We start from the raw sequence: 22,353 nt of genomic DNA, 5'->3' as shown, positions 1-22,353 counted from the left end.
GGCAAAAAACTCAGCGCTTCGCGTTAAGCTCAGCAATATCCTTTGGCGTAGTGCGACAACAGCCGCCAATCAGCTTAGCGCCGGCGTCCAGCCACTGGGGCAGATACCCCGCCAGCGTCTCGCACGCTTCGCCGTGGTGGTGCCAGGTTTTGGTCACCGCATCATAATGCTCGCCCGAGTTTGGGTAGACCACCAGCGGCAACGGCGTCAGGCTTTGCAGGTGCTTCAGTGCCGCCGTGGTGTTTTCCAGCGCGATACAGTTAATGCCCAGCGCGACGATATGCGGAGAGTCGGCCAGCGCGCTGACTACGTCACGCAGCGGCGTGCCGTCGCTCAGGTGTTCGCTGTCACGCAGGGTAAAGGAGAACCACGCCCGGGCGCGGGGATACCCGGCCAGAAGGGCCGCCAGCGCCTTAATCTCGGCAAAAGACGGCAGCGTTTCGCAGGCCAGCAGGTCAGCGCCCGCATCCAGCAGCGCTTCCACGCGCGGGCGGTGGAAGTCGATGAAGGCTTCCGCACTGCGCACGTAGTCGCCGCGATACTCTGAGCCATCCGCCAGATAGGCACCATACGGTCCAACGGATCCCGCCACCAGCAGCGTGCCCGCATGTGGATTTTCAGCCAGATACGCTTCACGCGCCTTACGCGCCAGCTCCACGCTTCTGCCAATCAGCGCCCGGGACTGCGCCTCGTCCAGGCCGCGCGCCGCAAAACCCGCAGGCGTGGCCTGATAGCTGGCGGTGATCGCCACCTGCGCACCTGCGCGGTAATAATCAAGATGCACTTCGCGGATAAGCTCCGGGTTTTCCATCAGCACTTTGGCAGACCAGAGGTTGTCTGCCAGGTTACAGCCGCGCGCTTCCAGCTCCGTCGCCATCGCGCCATCCAGCACCACAAACGGCTGCTTTTCAAGGAGGGCGGTAAGCGGATTATTCTGCGACATGTTCGGGCTCCTGCGATGTCATATTTCGGGTCAGATAGTAGGCACCATAACACAGGGCGACAAACGGAATCCCGCAATAAAGGGCTATGCGCTGGCTTGGGTCAAACCACAGGCCGACACAAGCCACCACGCAGAGGATAAAACCGAGCACCGGTACCAGCGGATACCACGGCGCGCGGTACTGCAACGCAGAGAGCGGCTGCCCGGACTGCAGATGGCGACGACGGAAAACGAAGTGCGACGCGCAGATGCTGATCCAGACGGCCACCACCGCAAAGCCAGAAATCGCCGAGAGCGCGACAAACACCGTGTCAGGCGCCACGACGCTTGAGAACAGCGCCAGCACGCCGCCGAGCATAGAAACCGACAGCGCCGTCAGCGGCACGCCGTTTTTATTTACGCGGGCAAAACAGCGCGGGAGCGTTTTCTCATTAGAAAGCGACCACAGCATGCGCCCGGAGGCGTACAGCCCGGAGTTCGCCGCCGAGAGGATCGCCGTCAGGATCACGAAGTTAAAAATATCCGCCGCGTAAGGAATACCGACCTTTTCAAACACCAGCACGAACGGGCTCTTTTCCACGCCCGCCTGCTGCATCGGGATCAGCGCCGCCAGCACAAACACGGTGCCGATAAAGAAGATGATCAGGCGCGCAATGGTGGTACGGATCGCGACCGGAATCACCTTGTGCGGATTTTCCGTTTCCCCTGCGGCAATACCGATAAGCTCGGTCCCGGAGAAGGCAAAGTTCACCGCCACCATGGTCATCAGGATCGGCAGGCCGCCGTGCGGGAACCAGCCCTCGGCGGTGATGTTGCTTAAGCCCGGCGCGGGGGAACCGTCCTGCATCGGGATAAAGCCAAAGACCGCCGCGCCGCCAAGAATAATGAAGGCAATGATGGTGATGACTTTCACCAGGGAGAACCAGAATTCACCTTCCGCAAAAAAGCGCGTTGAGATGACGTTCAGGCCAAAAATCACCACGCAGAAGATCACGCACCACGCCCAGACGGGCACCTGCGGGAACCAGTACTGCATGCAGAAGCCTGCGGCGGTAAAGCTCGACCCGAGCGCCACCGTCCAGGTGAGCCAGTAGAGCCACGCCACGGTATAGCCCGTCGCCGGGCCAAGATAGCGGGCAGCATAGACGTGGAACGCGCCGGTTTCCGGCATCGCCACGGAGAGCTCGCCCAGACACTGCATCACCAGCCAGACCACCAGCGCACCTATCAGGTAGGCCAGCAGCGTGCCCGCCGCCCCGGTCGTGGAAATGATGTAGCCGGTATTGAAGAATAACCCTGTCCCAATCACGCCACCCAGCGAGAGCATGATCAGGTGGCGTGTTTTCATGGTGCGCTTAAGCTGCCCATTTTCTTGTTGTGTTTGCATATTACCTTCTATACGTATGGACATCTAAACATCCAAAGAAGGTGTGTTATACCGCGATTGTTAATAAAAAGCTAGATGACCAGACGCAAACGGGCGCGCCGCGCGCTGAGTCTGGGGTGGGTTGTGAGGATCACATAGAGAATCGGACGCCAGGCCATAAGCACCTCCGCAAGCAGATACTTACAGCATGGTGCGGGAAAAGGCGATCTTCGGTCAGTCGAAAGTGGTATCGATGAACTCTCAGATCATACTTTTACGCTTCCCTCATGGTATGTCGCCACCAGGCAGGCTTCATGTCGTCGAAGGCGTGATTTTCCGGGGCAAACTCCGACTGGTCCGGATCGTCAAACACGCCAGTAAAAAAGGCAATGGTGGGTGCATCATCAATTGCGCCAATTGAACTGCCGCAGGTGGGGCAAAACGCCCGGCTGGAGTAGTCCGACGATCGCCATGTCGCCGGACGTCCGCCCGGGCCGATCCACTGCACGTTTTCCGCAGGGAATTCAATCCATACGACGGTTTGTGCGCCAGTGTGTTTCTGACAGATATCACACGAGCAGGTATGCACATTGCCCCCGTTCGCAGCATTAAAGCGAACCGCGCCGCATAAGCACCCGCCTGAAAAAACCTTTTCCATACTGTCGTCCTGAGCTGTTTAAAATCTCATCAAAACATAACACACTATTGAGGATTTATAGGCCAGGTCATGCGAAGCCATCGCCCGGCACGCCAGCCGCAGAATTATTGGTAAATCCTCAAATCGGTTCTATAGTCGACACAGTTTCTTAGTAACCAGGACTGACTGATGCGCTTTAACGGACTGACTAAAGGTTTCTTTATTTTCATTCTCGCCCTTGTGACCTGGGCCTTCTTCGACGTGCTGTCGCCCTACTTCTCCGCGATACTGTGGGCCGCCATTCTGACCGTTATCTTCAACCCGGTAAAAAACAAGCTACGCACCGCGCTGGGGGAGCGCAACGGGCTGGCCTCGCTGTTGACCATCGGTATTATCTGCCTGATCGTCTTTATTCCGCTGATGGTGATCCTCTCCTCGCTCGCCATTGAGCTGAACGTGGTTTACACCAAACTGCAGGAGAACAACACCCAGTTCCCGGAAGTGGTGGCGAGCATCTTCACCCACCTGCCTGACTGGGCCAGCGGCTTCCTCGCGGATCACAACCTGACCAACGCGGCGCAGATCCAGAAAAAACTCTCCGATGTCGCCCTGCAGGGCGGACAGTATCTCGCCGGCAGCGCGTTCCTGATCGGCAAAGGCACGTTTGGCTTTGCGATTAGCTTCGGCATCATGCTGTATCTGCTGTTCTTCCTGCTAAAAGACGGCCCGTATCTGGTACGCCAGATCCTCGACTCCCTGCCCCTGTCCGATTTTGCCAAGCAGCATCTGTTCGCCAAATTCGTCGGCGTGTCACGCGCCACGGTAAAAGGGACGGCGGCGGTGGCCGTGGTTCAGGGCATCCTCGGCGGGATTGCCTTTGCCATTGCCGGTATCGACGGCAGCGTGCTCTGGGGCGCACTGATGGCGTTCCTCTCGCTGGTACCCGCCATCGGCTCAGCGATTGTCTGGGTGCCCGCCGCTATCTTCCTCTTCGCCACGCACCAGATCTGGCAGGGGCTGTTTATTGTCGGCTTTTTCGTGATTATCGTCGGGCTGGTGGACAATATTCTGCGCCCGCTGCTGGTGGGGAAAGACACCAAAATGCCGGACTACCTGATTCTGATCTCCACTCTCGGCGGCATGGAGCTGTACGGCATTAACGGCTTTGTGATCGGGCCGCTCATCGCCGCGCTGTTTATCGCCTGCTGGAACCTCTTTTCCGGACGCGATCACGAAGGTAACGCCGAAGAGCTGGACGCGGATTTCATCGAAGAAGGAAAAAATCCTCCAGATTTGTAAGGACGTGACGATAAAGACCACACCAGGCGGCACTGTGCCGCCTTTTTTTTCGCCTTAAATCAGACGTTTTCTATAATTTGAAGAACGCCATCCTACTCATGTCGTAAAAGGATCATCTGGTGCGAATCGCGACGATAACAAACTGGGCCTATGGGGCCACGGTCTGCCTGACCATCGCCTCCGGCATCATCATGCTGATGGCGTCCAGTGCGGATACCCTCGAACGTCAGGCCGTTGAACAACGGCAGAAATTTGATCAGCTGACGGAAGATATCGAAACCGATATCTGGGCGCAGTCTGATTTAGCGCGGCTGTACGTCATTAAAAAAGATCCTCAGGTACTCAAGGAATATAACCAGGCAGAAAACAGCCTGAAGCGCATCGAGCTTCGGCTGGAAAAGTTGCAGGATAACGGCGCATCGGATGAAGAACTGGCCCTGCTGCATGAAGGAATAAAGATCGTCGATGAGCTGCAGGACGAGCAGCAAACCGCCCTCGCCAGCCTGGAACGCGGTGAAGACGCCCAGGCCGTTGCCTTGCTCTATGGTCAGCCCTATGAGCAGGAGCTGGATCGCGCACAGAATCAGATCGATCACTTTCGCCAGATACTCGACAAGCGCGTTATCGGCTCCGTAAAAGATGCGACAAAAAAATCGAAAGCGCTGCGTACCGCCTCTGAGCTGACGGTCGGCCTGACCGCCCTGCTGTTCCTGTTTGTACTCGGCTTTATATTAAAGCGCCGCGTGCTGCGCCCCGTAGTGCGCCTGAGCGACGTGGTGCACCGTCTGGCATCCCAGGATTACGCGGTTGAAACGCCCAATTTCAACCAGATCGATGAGATAGGCGATATGGCTCAGGCCATTAGCATCTTCCGTGAAAACGGCCTGGCGCGGCAGCGTCTGGAAAAAGAGCGCGATGCCGACTGGGCCATCCGCGAGCTGCTGGCGCGCATGACCCAGCGGCTGCAGGGGTGTGAGAACTTTAACGATGTGATTAACGTGGCGGAGCTGTTTGCCCCCAATATCGCGCCGGGGATCGCGGGCCGGCTCTACGTCCTTGACCGCGAGCCGTGGCAGATGCGCTGCGTCGCGCAATGGCTTTCGCCGATTGGTGAAGAGACGACGTTCCACCCGGACGAGTGCTGGGCCGTGCGTCGCGGGCAGAGTCACCCGCCGGTGAACGGCGAGCCGGATATTGCCTGTTATCATCTTCCGGCATCCCAGGCGGAAAGCGCGCTTTGCGTGCCGCTTATCGCTCAGGGTGAGGCCATTGGCCTGCTCTCCTTCCAGAATATCACGGCGGATAATGCCCCTTCCCGCGCGTATCTGGAGCTGATGGCCGAGGCGCTAGGGCTTGCGCTGGCCAACCAGCGTCTGCGCGACGCGTTGCTGGAAAAAGCGTTGTTTGACCCGCTCACCGGCCTGCGTAACCGTCATCATCTGGAAGATACCCTGCAAACCCAAACGGCACAGGCGATACGCACTGGCGTGCCGTTAAGCTGCATGATGATTGATATCGACCACTTCAAGAGCATTAATGACCGTTTCGGCCATGAAGCGGGCGATCTGGTGATCAAAAGCGTGGCGTCAATTGTTCAGCGCGCCGCACATGACAACGGGCTGGCATTCCGCTACGGCGGCGAGGAGTTTCTGGTGCTGCTTTCCGGTGCCGATGAAGCAGAAGCGTACGCCTGCGCGCAGAAGATTTACACCGGCGTGCATGAGCTGTCGCTTCGCTACGGGCTGACCGAGATTGGGCCGGTGGACGTGTCGATTGGCATTGCCAGCTACCCACAACATGCCCAGACCGACAACCTGCTGCGCGCTGCGGATGTGGCGCTATACCGGGCAAAAGAGCTGGGACGCGCGCGGATTGTGAGTTTTGGGATGCTGGAGGCGGGTTAGCTATTATTTTCACGCCACTGCTTTACCATCTCATCTGTTACTTCATTTTTATAACAAATGGGAGCATAGCCTCCCGCCTTACTCCATGCGCTGCGTCTCCCGCAAGCGCTTCCGTTTCTGGCCCGGTTAAAAGGACAAGCGCATACTCCGGGATAAGATGCTATCGACTCTGCAATAACGTTCTCTTTAACCTGTTCACTGGAAACTGAACTGTTTTTTGCCATGGCGATGTCCGCTACAAAAAAGCAGCACACAGCACAAAGCACCATCAGGAACGGTCTTTTTTTCATTTTTGATTCGTTTTAAGGAGGGGGTGCACACGATAGGCGGCGAATGAAAGAGACATCATGATTTAAGTCAATAAATCTGTTCCGGCAGGGAAAACGAACCTTACGCGTTCTCGCAAAAGGTGGACGCATTATGCACGTTCTCGCTCAGTTGGGTACAAGGCAGCTATTGCAGTTCCCCTGGGAATTTTAGCCTGCCGCGTTTTACTTCGCGCTTCACCGAAGTAACGCACGTTTGCACAACGTAGACTGGGCCTTCGTTAATCAGAGGATGATAAAATGAAAACCCAGCAGGTCGATTTTGCTTCTTTATATTTTGGTACACCGGTCGCCATTATCTCCAGCCAAAATCATGACGGTTCAACCAACCTGAGCCCGGTCTCGTCGTGGTGGATCCTTGACCGGAATATCGTGTTCGGGCTTGGCACCTCTGGAAAATGTTATGAAAATATCACAGGTAACCCCGATATTGTTCTGAACATACCGGACAGCAGGCTCTGGCAGAATATTGAAGCTATCGCAAATAAAACGGGAAAAGCATCGCCACCGGAATGGAAGAAAAAGATGGGATATGTTTTTGAACAGGACAAATTTAGCTGCGGGAATTTCCATAAGGAAAAGGCGGTGACGATTAACTCGTTGAGAATTAAAGAGTGTCCTGTACAAATAGAGGCTAAGGTTGGCGGGATAGCGCCCCTGACCGGTTCGCAGGGGAACCTGGTGTCCGTTGATGCCACGATAACCTGCGTCCACATATCTGAGGCATTATTAATTCATACTCAGAGAGGAGTAAAATTTAATGTGGAGAAATGGAACCCCCTCTATTATCTATTTCGCCACTATTTCTCGCTGGGTCACCGACTCGGTCACAACTTCCGACACGATGAGTAACCCGGACTTTTTGACAGCGAAAAGGTTTAAACTTTTCGTGATATTCTTTCTTTACGCCCCTTAGTTCCTATACTCGAGCCATATTCGCCACTGTATTAACACCTGTCACGCGCAATACATAGAGCATGACAGGTGAAGATATTTTGTTCTGGAAAAACGTCTATGTCGAAACTGGATTTGAGGTCCAAAAAAACCTGGGGCGCGCTGGCAGCGATCGCCGTTGTCGCCGGTACGCTGGCATCTGCTTTTGCATGGACGGCGGGCTGGCTTGGGTCACGCACGGTCAGCCAGGCACTGGTGGGTGAAACACCGAAACCCTTCCCACCGGGTTTTCGCCGCGCGCATGGAAAAGGCATCTGCTTTGCCGGCACCTTTACGCCAAACGGCTCGGCGGATTCCCTTTCAACCTCCCGCTTCTTCTCACAGCAGGAAGTGCCCGTAGTGGGTAGATTCTCTATTGGTACCGGCGATCCGCATGCACCGGATAGTACGACCAAAACCCTGAGCATGGCGCTACTGCTGAAGACAGATGACAAGCAACAATGGCGGATGGCGATGAACAACGAGCCTTTCTTCGCCACGCACAGCCCGGAAGGTTTTCTGGCCTTGCGAAAAGCCACGGCCGTTGATGCGTCCACCGGGAAACCGGATCCGCAGCGTCTCAAAGACTTTTTAAAAGCGTACCCGGAGGCGGAGAAATACCTTAAATGGGCGGCACAAAAACCCGCACCCGGCAGCTTCGCAGGCGCGACGTTTTACAGCATTAACGCCTTTTACCTTGTGAACGCGCAGGGGGAACGTCAAGCCGTTCGCTGGATGATGCTTCCGCACGAGCCTTTCCTGTCGATAAGCAATGAGCAACGACAGAAAGCCGATGATAACTTCCTGTTCGAAAACCTGCGTCAGCGCCTGGCGCAGAAGCCACTCTACTGGGATTACGTTTTGCAGCTCGCACAGCCGGGCGATCCGGTGGATGACCCTTCCCAGCCATGGCCGGACGATCGCAAAAAGGTGGTAGCCGGCACGCTGGAAGTGACGCGGGTCGAAGCACAATCCACAGGCGCGTGCCGCGACGTTAACTTTGATCCTTCTGTCGTTCCTGCAGGCGTTGCGGTGTCTGATGATCCCATCTTAAACGCCCGCTCCGCGGCCTACTCCCACTCTTTCAGCCGCCGCGAGCGGGAAATCGGCTACGGCAAAGCCACCGAAGCCGTGCAAAAGCAGGAGGTAAAATGAGCTCAAATAAAGACAGGCGAGAGCACGCGCCGCAGCATTTCAATACCCTGGCGCGAAGCCTGCACTGGCTGATGGCGGTGATGATCCTGGCCATGCTTTTCATCGGTGTCGCGATGATGACGTCGTTACATCACCGGATTTGGCTAATCGACCTCCACCGGCCGCTGGGGATCGCCATTTTACTGCTGGCACTGGTTCGTCTGGTCAACCGGCTCCTGAGCCGGACGCCCCCACTTCCTGCCGATTTGCCCGTCTGGCAGGTGCTTGCCGCAAAGGCATCACACTGGATGCTGTATGGGTTAATGCTGGCAATGCCGCTGCTGGGCTGGGCGCAACTGTCGGCAGCGGGCCTGCCAATTGTCATGTTTGATGGCGTCAACCTGCCGGCAATTGTCCCGACCAGTCCGGCACTCTTTGCCTGGTGTCACGACGCCCATAGCCTTCTGGCAAAGTTGCTTTTTGCCGTGGTGCTGGTCCATCTTTCCGCCGCACTCGTTCATGCGTGGATCTACCGGGACGCAGTGTTTGCCAGCATGGCGAAAGGGGGTAAGCCGGCGTCAGCCATCCGGGATGACCTGAAGTAAGGCAAGCGCCAGGGACACGCACAATCAGAATGTTCGTGTCCTCGCTTATCATCGCCATCCTGAAACAGCCACACAACCGGGGCGCGTATTTAGCCGCTAAATTCCGCGCGCCAAAAAGCCATGGACACCCCACAATTATCGTGGAAGATAATATCTCTCAATTAAAGCGATTATTTTTTAAACAGAAGAGCATTTATGCCCGCAATTTTAGCTTTTATCAAAAAGTTAAGCGTCGCTCGCGTATCAAACACCCTGACACCCGCAACACATAACTCATTGATTAAAATGACTTTACATCAATAAAAACGATAAAAGCCCCTACTCCCCAACAAAATATATCAACTCGTGTGATATCTAAATTATAATTCTTATACTTCTGTTAAAAAGGTGGAGGTCAAAATGCGATTAACCCTACTGCTGTTATGCTGTCTGGTACAAAGTGTAACCTGGGCTGGCGACCTGCCAAAACCAGTTGGTAAACCCATTTTAACGATTTACGGTAATATAGAAAATACCAACGAAAATGGAAAAGCAGTGTTTGATCTCGCCAGCCTTGAAAAACTCGGAGTAGTGAGTTTCGAGACGACCTCTCCCTGGTATAACGGTCGTACGAAGTTTGAGGGTGTCCCCATGAGCAAGCTCATGGATTATGTGGGTGCAAAAGGTACGAACGTGAATGTTATTGCGCTCAATGATTACTCAACCACCATCCCTCTCAGCGACTTTAAAAAATACAACGCCATCCTTGCCTTAAAGGTCAATGGCGAATATATGCGCATCCGCGATAAAGGCCCATCGTTCATTGTATACCCCTATGACAGTCTTCCTGAGTTGAATAATCAGATTTATTACTCACGATCAGCATGGCAGGTAAGCAAAATGAAGATTGAGTAGCCGTTCAGGAGAACATAATGAACAGGATACTGGTTGGTATCATTTTTTCTCTTTTTATCACGACAGGATATATTGCATACCTTGTTTATGATCGACAGCAGGAATTGCAAAAACTGACTCAATACACTGAGTCCTGGTCCGTGGCACAACTGGTATCAGAGTATTACCGTTTTGAATCATGGCTTGGTCTATACGCAACCGATACTGATGACGTTACGATAGACCAGGTCCGCATGCGCCTCGAAATTATGCTCAGTCAGGGCGATTTAATGAAGGGGGGCGATTTAGGTCGCTACATTGATAGCGATAAAACGCATCAGGAACTCGCTTTACGCTTAGAAAAAATACTGGCCTATCTGGATAGTCATCTTGAAAAAATGAGCCATCCGGAGTTACAGGCGTACCTGACAAATATGCATGAGCTCGACGCACCGCTCAGCCAGCTGTCTGCAACGGCATTAACAAAAGATATTAACACGGTTAATGAATCCAACAACAAAATACAAATCCTGTATTATATTTATTCCGCACTTTCTTTGCTTCTGGTGATTTTAAGTTTTATTCTTGGCTTCTTAATGATCTACCAGAATAAAAACATTCTGAAAGCACACATGCAGGTTAAAAGCCTGGCTGATGAACTTCAAATATCAAAAGAAAAACTGCAAATTCAGAACGCGAAGCTTGAGTATGATGTTTATCATGACTCCCTCACCGGCATGAAAAACCGCCTTTTCTTCTGGGACGATCTCAACAAAATTAATCTTCAGGCAGATAAAAACCACGTCCCCGTCACCGTAATGTTATTTGATTTAGACCGCTTCAAAGAGGTCAACGATACCTATGGCCATGATACGGGAGATTTGCTGCTGAATCAGGTATCCCGACGGCTGACCTCGATGAGCAGCGCAACGGATACGTTTTACCGATTGGGCGGCGATGAATTCGCCCTTCTCTCCAGCGGACTCACGGAAACCGCCGCCGTTTCGCGCGCCAAAGAAATCAGCGATCATATCAGCCAGCCCTATACGATTAATAACCAGCTGATAAAAATTGCCACCTGCGTGGGCATCGTTTTATCAGATAATGAACGCCGCTCTGATTATCTTTATAAATTTGCCGATCTGGCGCTCTACGAGGCGAAAAAAGAAGGTTCGCAGCAGATCAAAGTCTTCCGGCAGTGGATGCTGCAAAGACTGCAGGAAAGCAGGACCCTTGAACATGATATGGCTCTGGCGATCGATCACAATGAATTCGTTGTGTATTACCAGCCTATTGTTGATTCATTCAGCAATGAAATTTACGGCTATGAAGCGCTTATTCGCTGGATACACCCGGTGAAAGGGATACTCGCGCCAGATTATTTTATTTCCGTCGCTGAAAAAACGGGAATGATCAATGAGATCGGCAAGTCGGTGCTTGAGATGGCCTGCCGGGAAGCGGTGTCCTGGGCGGTGCCGGCCAGGATCTCGGTGAACGTCTCACCCGTTCAGCTAGGCACGAAATCGTTTACCACGATGGTGCAGTCCATCCTGAAAGAGACGGGGCTACCGGCCAACCGACTCGAGTTAGAGGTTACAGAGTCTTCGCTCTTCAGTGACAGCAACATGCCGATCACTATTCTCAAAAAGCTCCGGGCACTGGGTGTCAAAATTTCCATCGATGATTTCGGAACGGGATATTCCTCGCTCTCGCGACTGAGTGAACTTAATTTTGATAAAATTAAGATAGATAAATCCTTTGTGAATCCGATATCCACGCAGGATGATGCCCTTAATATCGTTAAATTGATTACCGGCATGGCGAAGAGCCTCAATATGCGGGTCATTGCAGAGGGTGTTGAAACCGAAGCGCAGCTTGAACGTCTTCAGGCGCTTGGCTGCGATCTCGTGCAGGGGTACCTGTTCGGAAAACCACAGGCTGAGATTGACAGGAAGATCAGATACGGTTGAAATGATTGTGCGGTTGTTTCTGGCCCAAAATCATGTAGACGATTGATAATCAAAGGTTAAACAATGAAAAAAACAGCCCCGGACTATACGCCTGTTGATTTATCTCGTTGGCCAAGGAAGGAGCATTTTGAAGTCTTCCAGTCATTTGCTGAATGCACAATTAACCAAACCGTTCTCATCGACATTACCGCGCTGCGAAAACATATCAAAGCGGTGGGATGGAAGTTTTACCCGACTATCATTTTTCTCCTGTCTAACATCATGAACCGGCATCCTGAGTTCCGTATGGCCATGAAGGACAATGAGCTTGTCATATGGAATGAAATTCATCCCAGCTACACCATTTTCCACCCAGAAACGGAGACGTTTTCGTCATTGTGGAGCCACTATGACGGCAATATTCATCACTTCCAGAACACGTATGCTGAAGATACGGCCCGCTATGGAAATAGCCTTTCATACTGGCCTAAGGAAGAGTCCCGGGAAAATGTCTTTTTCGTCTCGTCTATTCCGTGGGTTACGTTTACGAACTTTACGATGAACATTGCGCATATGAAGAACTTCTTTTCGCCTATGTTCACGTTTGGGAAATACTACGAGCAGGATGGAAAAGTGCTGCTGCCGCTCGCGGTGCAGGTGCATCATTCGGTGTGCGATGGCTTCCATGTGGCAAGGATGTTTAATGAGTTGCAGGAGATGTGTGATGGTTTGTCGGAGCTGTCAGAGGAACCTGGCGCATGATGCGTAAGAAGTGCTGATGGTTTCCATCTGGCAGGAGTGAGTGTGAGAAGCCTACCGGCCTTTCATTATTTTATGCGCTTTCCATGTGAGGCCACACCGTATCCATTAGAGGACCATAGAAATCTGCGTTCCTGCACGTTATGGAGACGGCACACTGCGCCACTATCGATGAGAATGTCTGCCGGGAACGCTGCCCAAAGGGCAGGTTCTTTTCGGGGGCATCGATGCTGACGAGACGAACACACCTGAGGCTGTTGTAAGGTTCTGCGCTTCCCCTGTCAGGCTGGAGGCGTACCCAATAATTTACTGACGGCGCTGGAAACTAACGCTATGGTAAATCACCTGCTTTTAACAAAACGATTGCATGGTCAAGCTGCTTGTAGAGTTTGTGTCTCAAATCGTCTAACTCGTCATTTTCCCGAATGAGAGGTATGCCATTTTTATGAAGAACAATATCGTTAAATGATCCCATCCCGCCGTAGAGTTTTTTCAACGAGTAAATGGATGACTCACAATCAACATCGAGCTCGATGGCTAGTTTTTCGAATGTTTTTGCCCATGAATCCTCATCATTTGAGGAGAGGATTTTGATGATATCAGTTACCGTTTTCTTTATTTCATTTTTCATTTCAAACCACCACTTTCAAGTATCTTAACGCCAGGTATTTTCCACGGGGTAGGTATCACAACTTGCTCAGAGCCACCGGAAAAAAGGTCTGTTTGATAGCCAACTTCTCCAACATATACTTTCGTTCCTGCGGGTATTTGTATCTTGTGATAGCTATCAAGAGGGGATTCACTTCCGTTAGGCCATTTGGGGAGCAGGGCCTTATCTATTCTGGTCTGGAGCACTCCCTGAGGTTGTTCATATCCGAAAAACTGACCTAGTGGTCGCCCCTCTATACCACCTCTGTAGAAACTCGTGTCTGTTGATAGCGTGATCTCTTTATATGTACCACTGGAGAAGGTTTCAGCCAGCTCTTTAGGTAATGGTCCGGGTTTTATCATCGAGTATTCACCCTCGACTTTTCCCAGAACATGAAGATTGCTAAGCTCACTCGCCGTTCCCAGTCTGCCCAGGCCAAGGCCCGCAGCAACAGAAGCACCAGCGATAATCAGCCCTTTATTATCCATAACCTGATCGTAACCCGCCGGTGCATCACCACCGAGCTGCTGCGCGGTCTGACGGAATCCCTCGATATTGCCATTATAGATCCCGCCCGCGGCCAGCAACCGACCGGCAATTTTGCTGTTGATGGTTTTTGCGGCCTGGGCATGTTGCACCGGTGCCGCATGGCGGACCTGATATCTCGGGCGTTTGAGTTGCCGGGACAGGATGTGTCGGAGTCGAGTTTGAAGGAACAAAGGCAGGTCATTGCGAAGGTCACCGGATGTCGTCAGCACGCCCGAAATCGCATTGCCGGTGATGTCTTTTCTCAGCAGAACGAGCTTACCGGATTTGATGTCGTCGAGCGTGTCACGGTATGCCATCCAGGGATGTTGCCAGTGGTATAGTTGATACCGGTTGACAAACCGGGTGTAGCCCTGTGGCAAATTCCACTCCTGAATGATGCGGTTAGGCCTTGCAGTATCTGCGAGGTCTCCTGCCGCCGTATCCGGGTGAATAATGTGAGGAATGTCCTCAAGGTAGATGTCATCCAGTGACATTGCCTGGCTGTGATGAAGCATATTGCCCCTTTTACGCTGCCATTATGTGCCACATTATCGCGCATTCCGGAAATCAGGCAAAGACACGAATATAGCAGGTAATGGCCAGTTGTGTGGCTGTAAGCAACGGGTTCTGCACGCTGAGAAGAAAGCACACTGCTTGCGGAAGATGACAGACATCCCACATTAGCGCCCCATCCGAACGCAAATGATGACGAAGATCTGTTTGTTGTTTAACCACGGACGGCGCAAACCGAACAGGAACATATACACAATCCTATACAGATTCAGCATCGATTTTACTGGAAGGTTACGGAAAATAATGGACTAAAAAGCATTTAAATCAGGGACTTTATGGATGAATACAGACGTTTGAGGAGATAATAGGAACATAACACAACCTATAGAACCATTGATAAGTATAGATATTTTCTTGTTTAATCTTTATAAATGCCCCCTTTTGTGCCCCCATTTTGTTTTTTATGCGTTCACAGACCGTACAAATCTTCTCGGCTCTTGAAGTCTTTCTCACTACAGCGATCGGCTAAGAACAATATTACTTACTTCCCGATACGAACAACTGTTCATTAATCCGCATGCTCTCCTGGCATGAAGGATATCTGTAACGGTCAAATATGGCACTTGTACGGTATCTCGATAGTCATTGCCAGAGGTCTGGCGAATCAGGAAGCATTATAGGACGTCCTGCTTCTCGATGCGCTTCCGCAGACGCACATTACATTTGACCCGCTATCGCAGGTGGTGGCCCTGATAAAGCGTACCGGTGCGAAATTATGGAAAGAGTACGCTCGGCGTTTTACCGGCCTGCGGCGGATGAGACCGTCTTATCGGCTCGGTTTCGCTTCAATAAGGCAGATAATTTCTACGCCACGACACTACATGAGCTGGTTCACTGGGCGGGAGCGGCGCACAACTTAAATCTTATTCACCCTACCCGCTTCGAATCAGAGGAATATGCTTTTGAGGAACTAATTGCCGAGCTGGGCCGTGCATTTTTAATAGCCTACTTAGGCGTACCGGGGGAGGTGCAGCATGAGCGCTATCATGTGCCATGGCTGATTTCCTGTATCCTTTTTGTAATTAATGTAGAGTTCCACCTGAACAACAGACCGGCTGCGCGGTGTATTGATCCCCCTACGCGCTGAAGGAAAACTGATCCTGCAGCACCCAACGTTCAGCTCCATTAACTGCGTATAGACAAAATTTAACGCAAGTGTAATAGGTGGAAAGTATGCGCCTCTCCTGTGTTTGACAATGTAAATATGCTGCCTGGGTAGCTGCGACAGGTCATTTACAAATAAATAATTCACTACATGCCTTTTGGCAACTCTTTTGCCCCAGCAAATACAAGGTCGCGTGATGCTTCTGCGATGCGGATCCCCTCATTGAATTTTGCACTCCGCTCAGCGCGTGCCAGCGAACCGATTTTGAACTGACCAACCCCCAAGCCTACCGCAAGGTGCATTACAGCTGTATCCTCGCTGTCAATAGAGCGCCCTGCCATGATGGCTCCCCAGCCTTTGCTTCGCGCATGACTTAACGCTGAAATCGTCTTTGTTAAGGTGCCAGACTTTGCCGGCTTGATCATGATGGCATTGCACAGTAAAGCTGCATCCTCGGACTGCACCAGTCGCGGATCGGAATCCAACAGATCGTCGCTGATAATTTGTACTTGCTTGCCTGACAGCTGCATCAACTTACGATATCCCGCCCTGTCTTCTACCGCCAGCGGGTCTTCAAGTGACATGATCGGAAATTCTTTGATCAACGAAGTCAATGTTGCAATGTAGTCATCTGAAGTCTGACCGCAACCTTCATTTCCGTTCAGCCAGTAATGGCCTGTCTCGTAAAAACCATCTGCTGCGAAATCGATTGCTATGCCAATATCTTTACCAGCCGTAAGACCCGAATGCGCAACGGCTTCGCTTACCATCTCTAAAGCATGGCGAAAATGGTCGTAGCTTGGCCAAAGTCCCCCTTTTTCACAGAGCCCTGTGGGTTTTCCTGCCTTCACCAGCTGATTTTTAATACGCTGAAATATTTCTGCCCCGATGCAGAGTGCATGCTGATAGTTTTCTGCGCCGGGGGCAATCACCATTACATCCTGTACTGTTGAAGCATAAGATGCATGAGCACCACCGCCGAATATTTCAATTTCTGGCAACGGCATAACGGGTTCAATATATTCTTGTTGAATGTATTTCCATAACGGAATGGCATAGTACCTGGCAGCAAGGTCCGCAACCGCAATAGAAATTGCTGCAGTGTCAGCATGCGAGAGTTTATTATTTTGTGTACTTAAGCTCAAAATAGAGTCAATGATAAGTTGGTTGTCGATACGCTGTCCCAGCAACTGCGGGGTGAGTATTTTGTCAATGTATTGGATTTTACAATCCAGCATTTTATGTAAGTTGGCGCATATGTTTTCGCTATTTAATATTGGGTCAACATAACCACCTGACAGACCCGACTGCGTAATAGCTCTGGCTGAGATCCGTTTATCAATAAAAACCTCAATCTCAAGCGCGGGCAAGCCTGAAGAACTCCAGACCTTACGTGCTATTAATGCAGTGATAGCTGTTTTCACCATGGCTATTGGTCTCGTTGTAACTTGCGGTTAGATAAGTAAGTTCATATGGGAAATGTTTGCCAAAAGAATGCTAAAAGAAAAAGGCTATTAGTCAAAAGATTAATACCTATGAAAATTAGGAGGGTCCCATTAACACCCGAGTTAAAGTGATTATGTTCACATTTAATTTCATAATTAAAAATTATGACCAAAATATATCTTTTAAAAAAATCATAAAAAACAGCAGGCTGCATTAGCCCCCTACTATTTTTGGCATAAGACAATTCTTAAGTTTTTTTTGCATTTTAAAGAAATGTAAATAAAATGCTTTACATGTTAAATATCACCTTGTAGATTCAAATTCGCTCACTGATACAGCTTGTAAATAACAAACGCCAAAATCCAACCGGACAATGTTATGGCTCTAATGGATACCGATATGCCATTTCCCCATGCTGGGGGAATTGTAGAAATTGATTCTGATGAAGTTGATTACGTGCTTGAGTTAATGAATGGCACTGGCATTGAATTGTTTTCCAGACAAAATGTAAGACGACTTCAGGGAGGCGTTTCCTCCGATGTATGGCTTATGGATTGCCTGCAAGGGAATAATCTTAAGCGTTATGTTATTAAACAGCCTTTAGCAACATTACGGGTTCAGAAGAACTGGTCAGCCCCGCTAAAACGAGCATTTTATGAGAATTTATGGCTGGAAATGGCCAGCCGTGTGTCAGCGGAAAGTGTTCCTCACGTTTATTATTTTGATGAAAAAAAACCGCTGTTAGTGACTCAGTACATAGACGTTACTGAAGCTGAAGTCTGGCAAAGGCAGCTGTTCTCTGGGCGGTTCGACTTGCTATTTGTTCAACAATTAGGTGAGCAAATTGCCATTTTTCACGAGATGACGGCAGGTAGCCAGAATTATGCCAGAGAGTTTAATAGTGCTGACATTTTACGTGCGACGCGCATTGAGCCATATATCTTTGCACTGATCGACACATTTCCAGACATGAGTGAACGCCTCGTTGAGATTGGCGAGTCGGTTCTGGCGAATCGTATCTCGGTGATACATGGGGATTTGAGTCCAAAAAATATTCTTAATCGTGATTCGAAACCCGTTTTTTTAGATGCAGAATGTGCCTGTTATGCTGATCCGGCTTTTGATATCGCATTTTGTATTAATCATTTGCTATTAAAATTTTATCGGTTAGGGGATGCCCGTTTTATCTTGATGTCCAGACTGCTTGCTACGTCATATCTGCAAAAAGTGAACTGGGAAGATCGTACGGGACTTGAGAAACGGATAGCGGCACTCATTCCAGTACTGATGCTGGCAAGAGTTGACGGGAAGTCAACGCTGCACTATCTGAATGAGTGCCATAAAAATACAATTAGAAAGAAAGCCCTTAACCTTTTAACTAAGAATCTGTTTTCTCTTGATTTCATTTTTAACGAAGTTGCATTCACACATTAGTTTTCATACAGGAAGGATTAAATATGAGCTTAAAACGTAGTGCTGATAAAGCGCGGACTATTCTCCGTGATAATGGTTTTCCTTTTTCTGATGATGTGACCTTAGAGCCTTCGGGGCGTTCATTTCCGAAGGGGGGGCAATATGGTGTAGAAATACCTGCAGTCAATAATCTGATGATGCTGGAAACAATAGTCTCGGCACTGCGCGAAAGCGAAATCTATTGCACCCGGTTTAATGAAACGCATGGCTCTTTTTTGCGTTCCGACCGTGAAATTAAAGAAATGCTACAACTGTGTCATGAAAATAACTATGGCATGCTCTTCGGTCTGGGACCGCGCCCGGAATATGATGTTAAGTCCTCTTTTTACCGTACCGAGTTCGGAATGGAACAGGGTCGCCAGCTCAATAACAATGATGCCATTTCGCACTCCATTGAAGAAGCGCTGCGCTTGAGTGAGCTGGGCTGCCGTGGCCTCATCGTTTACGATCCGGGTGTGCTGTTTATTCTTAATGAGCTTCGTAAAAAAGAGATCCTGCCTGCAAATATGAAGTTTAAAACGTCCTCACATTGCATGGTAACCAACGCTATTATTGCTCGTCTGATGGCTGATGCGGGGGCTGACAGTATTACTACAGCCCATGATCTTTCTCTCGCTACGATGTACGAAATACGACGTTTCAACCCGGACCTGGTGATTGATATTCCGATTGATGTCTATGCATCAAAAGGTGGGTATCTGCGTTTCTATGAAGTGGGTGAACTGGCTCAGATTGCTGCCCCGATGTATCTGAAAGTCGGCGCAAGCGCTCAATCCCATCCTTATGACAGCGTTGGTGCGCCGGTTGCCAAAGAACGTGTGCGTCGCCTGGGCCTGGTACTGGATCATCTTCAGCAGGTTGCACCTGAACTACAAAAAATTGACCACGCAGATCCTACGGTTTGCTTACCACAGCAGATGTAATGGTTGCATCGTAATGAAAGTATCTCATGCCCGCGAGAGCTCCAGCAGTGCTGGGCTCTACGAAATGATGCAAAGAGGATCGGTGTACGTCGACATATTTGGGCCTGAAAAGCCAGGAGCAGACTACATTGAGAAGGCGGTAAGAGAGCTGGCGTTGGCAATGCCACAGCATAAGGTTAACAGTTACTTTATGGCCAAGCCTGAAACCATTGCCAGGACTGATCTGTGCTTATTTTGCTATACAAAAGAGACAAATGAATGTTGTGGTTTTTTAAGCTGCAACGTCGCTGAGATCGCCGGTAAAACATGTATCATGCTTTACACATTGCTGATATCGGAAAAACAACATGGAACTCGCGTCACTTATTCCATATTGCAAAGTCTCTTTTCGACATTGTCTCAAAAAATAGGCCTGGATTATGAGTATATTATTTTGAAAACCGTTAACCCTCGTTCTTTCAAAATACTTGCTTCTTTTTCAGATATTCAAAATTCTGCTTTCTTTCCGCAGATATTATTGAGCAATGATAACGAACTGGCTGACTTCTCTATACAACTGGCTAACTATCTGCATCCTGGATTTAGATATAATAAAAAAAATGGTGTGATATATAACGCAAGTGGTGAAGTGCCTGATGATTTCTATCAACAAATGCCACAATGCCGTGATGCTGTTGTTAATGAGTTTTTCTCCGCCAACCTGACACTGTCAGACCGGATGATCTGTATATTGCATCTTTCTGATGCTAATGCGAGAGCACAGCTATACAGCCGATTCAAAGTCATATAATGATTTTTGGAGAGCGAGTGAAAATTTTTTTCTTTGGAAATATGGCCTGCTACTTGAGCCGCCAGATGCATTTGTGTGCAGAAAAGCACGTTATGACCTTTTTGGATGAGTCTGCGACAGACGCGGAGATTGCCTCTCATTGTCAGAATACAGATATTTTAGTATCCATGGTATTTGACCAGCGTTTTGTAACCAGCAGTCTTAAAAAGGTTCTTGTTCCGGGAATTGGCGTTGATAAAATTAACTTTTCACAATTACCTGAGAATGTTGAGGTTTTAACTTGTGCAGCACACGAGATGGCCGTATCGGAATATATTCTCAGTTACGTCATCTCATATTTCCGAGAACTGGATAGTATTGGGGAAAGGTTTAAATCCAGCTATGACTGGCGGGATTGTTCACGGCTGGGAGGCATTGCGCGAAAACAACTCAATGAACTCACTGTTGGTGTTATCGGTGGTGGGAGAATTGGTCGCAAGGTGATTGAGGTTTTTTCGTTCTTTGGCTCATCCTGTCGCTGCCTGACGCGCTATCCATACGAAACCTCAGGTTCAGTTTTGTTTTTCCCACGAACTGAACGGGATGACTTTATCCGGGGATGTGATGTCGTAATTGTCGCTTGTGGTGTTGATAAAGATACCCAAAATATTATTGACCAGCACGCCATCACTATGATGGAGCCGGATACATTACTCATTAATATCGCCCGGGCTGAATGTGTAAATTATGAGGCCCTGGCCGCAGCCTGCCACGACAGAAAAATCGGCCGAGCTGTCATCGATGTATGGCAGTTTTATCCTCAAAAAGGAGACCAGGCATTAAGACCATCAGCGGCAGATTTTAGGCAACTCGATAATGTCGACATGACCCCACATATTTCGGCCTGGACCAGAAAGGTCATCGCCGATCGGGCCGCGATCCTTGCGCGTTATATCAACGAGGAGTCGTGCAATAGTGCTGAATACGTATTACAGGAGAACCAGGCGTGAAATCTTTATCCCAACGTTCAGATATCTCACCTTTTGTTGTTATGGACGTTATGCAGGCAGCTGCCGAACGCGAGGCCCACGGCAAGATCGTATGGCACCTCGAGGTGGGGCAACCTGGTACCTCCGCCCCGGCCCCCGTCATTGAGGCATTAAAAATCGCATTACCGCAACAGACGCTGGGTTATACGGTCGCTGCAGGGCTGAGTGCACTGCGTGAAAATATTTCTCAGCATTATGCTGATTTTTACGGGATCTCAGTCCCAGCTGAAAACATTATTGTCACCCCGGGCTCATCGGCTGCGTTTATCCTGGCATTTTTGTCAGGCTTTGACAAAGGGGCTCGGGTTGCTGTACCGGTTCCGGGCTACCCCTGTTATCGCAACATTTTATTAGCACTAGATTTAATCCCGGTTGATATTCACGTCACCACGGAGACTGATTATTTGATTACTGCGCGTCATCTCAGGGACCTGACGGAGCCGGTAGACGGAATCATTGTTTCATCACCGAATAATCCTACCGGTACCATGTATGACGCTGCTGTGCTGGATGAACTGGCGGTGTATTGTGACAGTAACGCTATTACTCTGATTTCAGACGAAATATATCATGGTATTACTTTCGGTACTAAAGCAACCAGCGCACGTCAATATTCCGAGAAAGCGATTGTGGTCAATAGTTTTTCAAAATACTTCTCGATGACAGGCTGGCGCATTGGCTGGATGATTGTACCGGATAACTGGCTGCGAACCGTTGCACGACTGATCCAGAATCTGTTTATCGCTACCTCAACGCTGAGCCAGGTGGGCGCCATTCACGCTTTTAAAGCGTATCAGCAAATGGACGAATATGTATCCGGATATCAACAAAAAAGAGATATCCTGTATGCAGCATTGAAAGAGTGTGGATTACACAACATTACCTACCCTCAGGGGGCTTTTTATATCTACGCTGATGTATCACATTTAACCCATGACAGTGTGGCTTTCTGTAAACAGTTACTTGAGGAAACGGGAGTTGCCATTACCCCGGGTGTTGATTTTGACCCTTATAATGGGCACAAATTCATTCGTTTTTCCTTTGCTGCAGATTTGGCGACGATAACCTCAGCATCTGAGATTCTTATTTCCTGGTTCAGTCGGAGGTAAG

Annotated in this window: 22 protein-coding genes and 2 pseudogenes; 15 read left to right on the top strand and 9 right to left on the bottom strand. The window is 49.9% G+C overall.

Features of this window, described 5'->3' with window-relative positions:
* Positions 1-10: 10 nt before the first annotated feature.
* The 3 genes from mmuM to V1572_RS07400 form a co-directional block, all read right to left on the bottom strand.
* A complete protein-coding gene (gene mmuM, locus V1572_RS07410; protein ID WP_252077499.1) occupies positions 11-943 on the bottom strand; it encodes a homocysteine S-methyltransferase in 933 nt (310 codons plus the stop codon).
* Positions 930-2,330 (bottom strand): S-methylmethionine permease, encoded by a 1,401-nt coding sequence (mmuP, locus tag V1572_RS07405; protein WP_063436356.1) that lies wholly within the window; start codon positions 2,328-2,330, stop codon positions 930-932. The genes mmuM and mmuP overlap by 14 nt, the downstream gene beginning before the upstream one ends.
* A gap of 253 nt (positions 2,331-2,583) precedes the next feature.
* On the bottom strand, positions 2,584-2,967 hold the full coding sequence (locus V1572_RS07400; RefSeq protein ID WP_047745463.1) for a GFA family protein: 384 nt from the start codon (positions 2,965-2,967) through the stop codon (positions 2,584-2,586).
* A 168-nt stretch (positions 2,968-3,135) separates the two neighbouring features.
* On the opposite strand from V1572_RS07400, the gene V1572_RS07395 reads away from it, so the two are divergent.
* Positions 3,136-4,245 (top strand): AI-2E family transporter, encoded by a 1,110-nt coding sequence (locus V1572_RS07395; RefSeq protein ID WP_395299834.1) that lies wholly within the window; start codon positions 3,136-3,138, stop codon positions 4,243-4,245.
* A gap of 119 nt (positions 4,246-4,364) precedes the next feature.
* Positions 4,365-6,149 carry a diguanylate cyclase gene (locus tag V1572_RS07390; protein ID WP_045909823.1) on the top strand — a complete coding sequence of 595 codons (1,785 nt, stop codon included), beginning with the start codon at positions 4,365-4,367 and terminating at the stop codon, positions 6,147-6,149.
* Here the strand turns inward: V1572_RS07390 and V1572_RS07385 are convergent.
* Positions 6,146-6,439, bottom strand: a complete 294-nt coding sequence (locus tag V1572_RS07385; protein WP_071884809.1) for a hypothetical protein — start codon at positions 6,437-6,439, stop codon at positions 6,146-6,148. The two genes, V1572_RS07390 and V1572_RS07385, sit on opposite strands and share 4 nt — an antisense overlap.
* Positions 6,440-6,715: 276 nt before the next feature.
* Here V1572_RS07385 and V1572_RS07380 point away from each other — a divergent pair, with 276 nt between their 5' ends.
* The 7 genes from V1572_RS07380 to catA all read left to right on the top strand — a co-directional run bounded on the left by V1572_RS07380 (position 6,716) and on the right by catA (position 12,731).
* Positions 6,716-7,327, top strand: coding sequence for a flavin reductase family protein (locus V1572_RS07380; protein WP_395299833.1), 612 nt, complete (start codon positions 6,716-6,718; stop codon positions 7,325-7,327).
* Positions 7,328-7,489: 162 nt separating this feature from the next.
* Positions 7,490-8,563, top strand: a complete 1,074-nt coding sequence (locus tag V1572_RS07375) for a catalase family peroxidase (RefSeq protein ID WP_395299832.1) — start codon at positions 7,490-7,492, stop codon at positions 8,561-8,563.
* Entirely contained in the window at positions 8,560-9,147 is a 588-nt protein-coding gene (locus tag V1572_RS07370; RefSeq protein WP_348958620.1) for a cytochrome b, read from the top strand. The genes V1572_RS07375 and V1572_RS07370 overlap by 4 nt, the downstream gene beginning before the upstream one ends.
* 35 nt (positions 9,148-9,182) lie before the next feature.
* A complete protein-coding gene (locus tag V1572_RS07365) occupies positions 9,183-9,419 on the top strand; it encodes a hypothetical protein (RefSeq protein WP_145974644.1) in 237 nt (78 codons plus the stop codon).
* 127 nt (positions 9,420-9,546) lie between these two features.
* Positions 9,547-10,041, top strand: a complete 495-nt coding sequence (locus V1572_RS07360) for a molybdopterin-dependent oxidoreductase (RefSeq protein WP_395299831.1) — start codon at positions 9,547-9,549, stop codon at positions 10,039-10,041.
* Positions 10,042-10,058: 17 nt separating this feature from the next.
* Positions 10,059-11,990 carry a putative bifunctional diguanylate cyclase/phosphodiesterase gene (locus tag V1572_RS07355; RefSeq protein WP_048030043.1) on the top strand — a complete coding sequence of 644 codons (1,932 nt, stop codon included), beginning with the start codon at positions 10,059-10,061 and terminating at the stop codon, positions 11,988-11,990.
* A 63-nt stretch (positions 11,991-12,053) separates the two neighbouring features.
* Positions 12,054-12,731: a type A chloramphenicol O-acetyltransferase gene (gene catA, locus V1572_RS07350; protein WP_069720205.1), complete on the top strand. Its 678-nt coding sequence runs from the start codon at positions 12,054-12,056 to the stop codon at positions 12,729-12,731.
* A gap of 70 nt (positions 12,732-12,801) precedes the next feature.
* Here catA and V1572_RS07345 read toward each other — a convergent pair.
* The 4 genes and pseudogenes from V1572_RS07345 to V1572_RS07330 all read right to left on the bottom strand — a co-directional run.
* A pseudogene (locus V1572_RS07345) lies at positions 12,802-12,960 on the bottom strand (hypothetical protein); the annotation flags it as partial.
* A 99-nt stretch (positions 12,961-13,059) separates the two neighbouring features.
* The gene (locus V1572_RS07340; protein WP_025912594.1) at positions 13,060-13,359 is read right to left on the bottom strand and encodes a DUF6966 domain-containing protein; all 300 of its coding nucleotides are present in this window, start codon (positions 13,357-13,359) and stop codon (positions 13,060-13,062) included.
* Positions 13,356-14,420: a hypothetical protein gene (locus tag V1572_RS07335; RefSeq protein ID WP_395299830.1), complete on the bottom strand. Its 1,065-nt coding sequence runs from the start codon at positions 14,418-14,420 to the stop codon at positions 13,356-13,358. The genes V1572_RS07340 and V1572_RS07335 overlap by 4 nt, the downstream gene beginning before the upstream one ends.
* A 510-nt stretch (positions 14,421-14,930) precedes the next feature.
* A pseudogene (locus V1572_RS07330) lies at positions 14,931-15,047 on the bottom strand (toxin); the annotation flags it as partial.
* Between the two features lie 146 nt (positions 15,048-15,193).
* On the opposite strand from V1572_RS07330, the gene V1572_RS07325 reads away from it, so the two are divergent.
* A complete protein-coding gene (locus V1572_RS07325; RefSeq protein WP_395299829.1) occupies positions 15,194-15,565 on the top strand; it encodes a zincin-like metallopeptidase domain-containing protein in 372 nt (123 codons plus the stop codon).
* 164 nt (positions 15,566-15,729) lie between these two features.
* On the opposite strand, the gene V1572_RS07320 is transcribed toward V1572_RS07325, so the two are convergent.
* Positions 15,730-17,010: a hypothetical protein gene (locus V1572_RS07320; protein ID WP_196352010.1), complete on the bottom strand. Its 1,281-nt coding sequence runs from the start codon at positions 17,008-17,010 to the stop codon at positions 15,730-15,732.
* 397 nt (positions 17,011-17,407) lie between these two features.
* Here V1572_RS07320 and V1572_RS07315 point away from each other — a divergent pair, with 397 nt between their 5' ends.
* The 5 genes from V1572_RS07315 to V1572_RS07295 are packed head-to-tail and all read left to right on the top strand — an operon-like array spanning position 17,408 to position 22,352.
* Positions 17,408-18,463 (top strand): phosphotransferase family protein, encoded by a 1,056-nt coding sequence (locus V1572_RS07315; RefSeq protein ID WP_395299828.1) that lies wholly within the window; start codon positions 17,408-17,410, stop codon positions 18,461-18,463.
* Between the two features lie 23 nt (positions 18,464-18,486).
* Positions 18,487-19,425 carry a U32 family peptidase gene (locus V1572_RS07310; RefSeq protein ID WP_196760027.1) on the top strand — a complete coding sequence of 313 codons (939 nt, stop codon included), beginning with the start codon at positions 18,487-18,489 and terminating at the stop codon, positions 19,423-19,425.
* Between the two features lie 13 nt (positions 19,426-19,438).
* A complete protein-coding gene (locus tag V1572_RS07305) occupies positions 19,439-20,215 on the top strand; it encodes a hypothetical protein (protein ID WP_029739717.1) in 777 nt (258 codons plus the stop codon).
* Positions 20,216-20,232: 17 nt separating this feature from the next.
* Positions 20,233-21,204 carry an NAD(P)-dependent oxidoreductase gene (locus V1572_RS07300; protein WP_162791099.1) on the top strand — a complete coding sequence of 324 codons (972 nt, stop codon included), beginning with the start codon at positions 20,233-20,235 and terminating at the stop codon, positions 21,202-21,204.
* Positions 21,201-22,352 carry a pyridoxal phosphate-dependent aminotransferase gene (locus V1572_RS07295; protein WP_395299827.1) on the top strand — a complete coding sequence of 384 codons (1,152 nt, stop codon included), beginning with the start codon at positions 21,201-21,203 and terminating at the stop codon, positions 22,350-22,352. Before V1572_RS07300 ends, V1572_RS07295 begins: the two co-directional genes overlap by 4 nt.
* The last annotated feature ends 1 nt before the right edge of the window (position 22,353 follow it).

Source organism: Enterobacter quasiroggenkampii (assembly GCF_043972695.1).
Taxonomy (GTDB): domain Bacteria; phylum Pseudomonadota; class Gammaproteobacteria; order Enterobacterales; family Enterobacteriaceae; genus Enterobacter; species Enterobacter quasiroggenkampii.
This window is presented reverse-complemented; position numbering and strand designations above follow the sequence as displayed.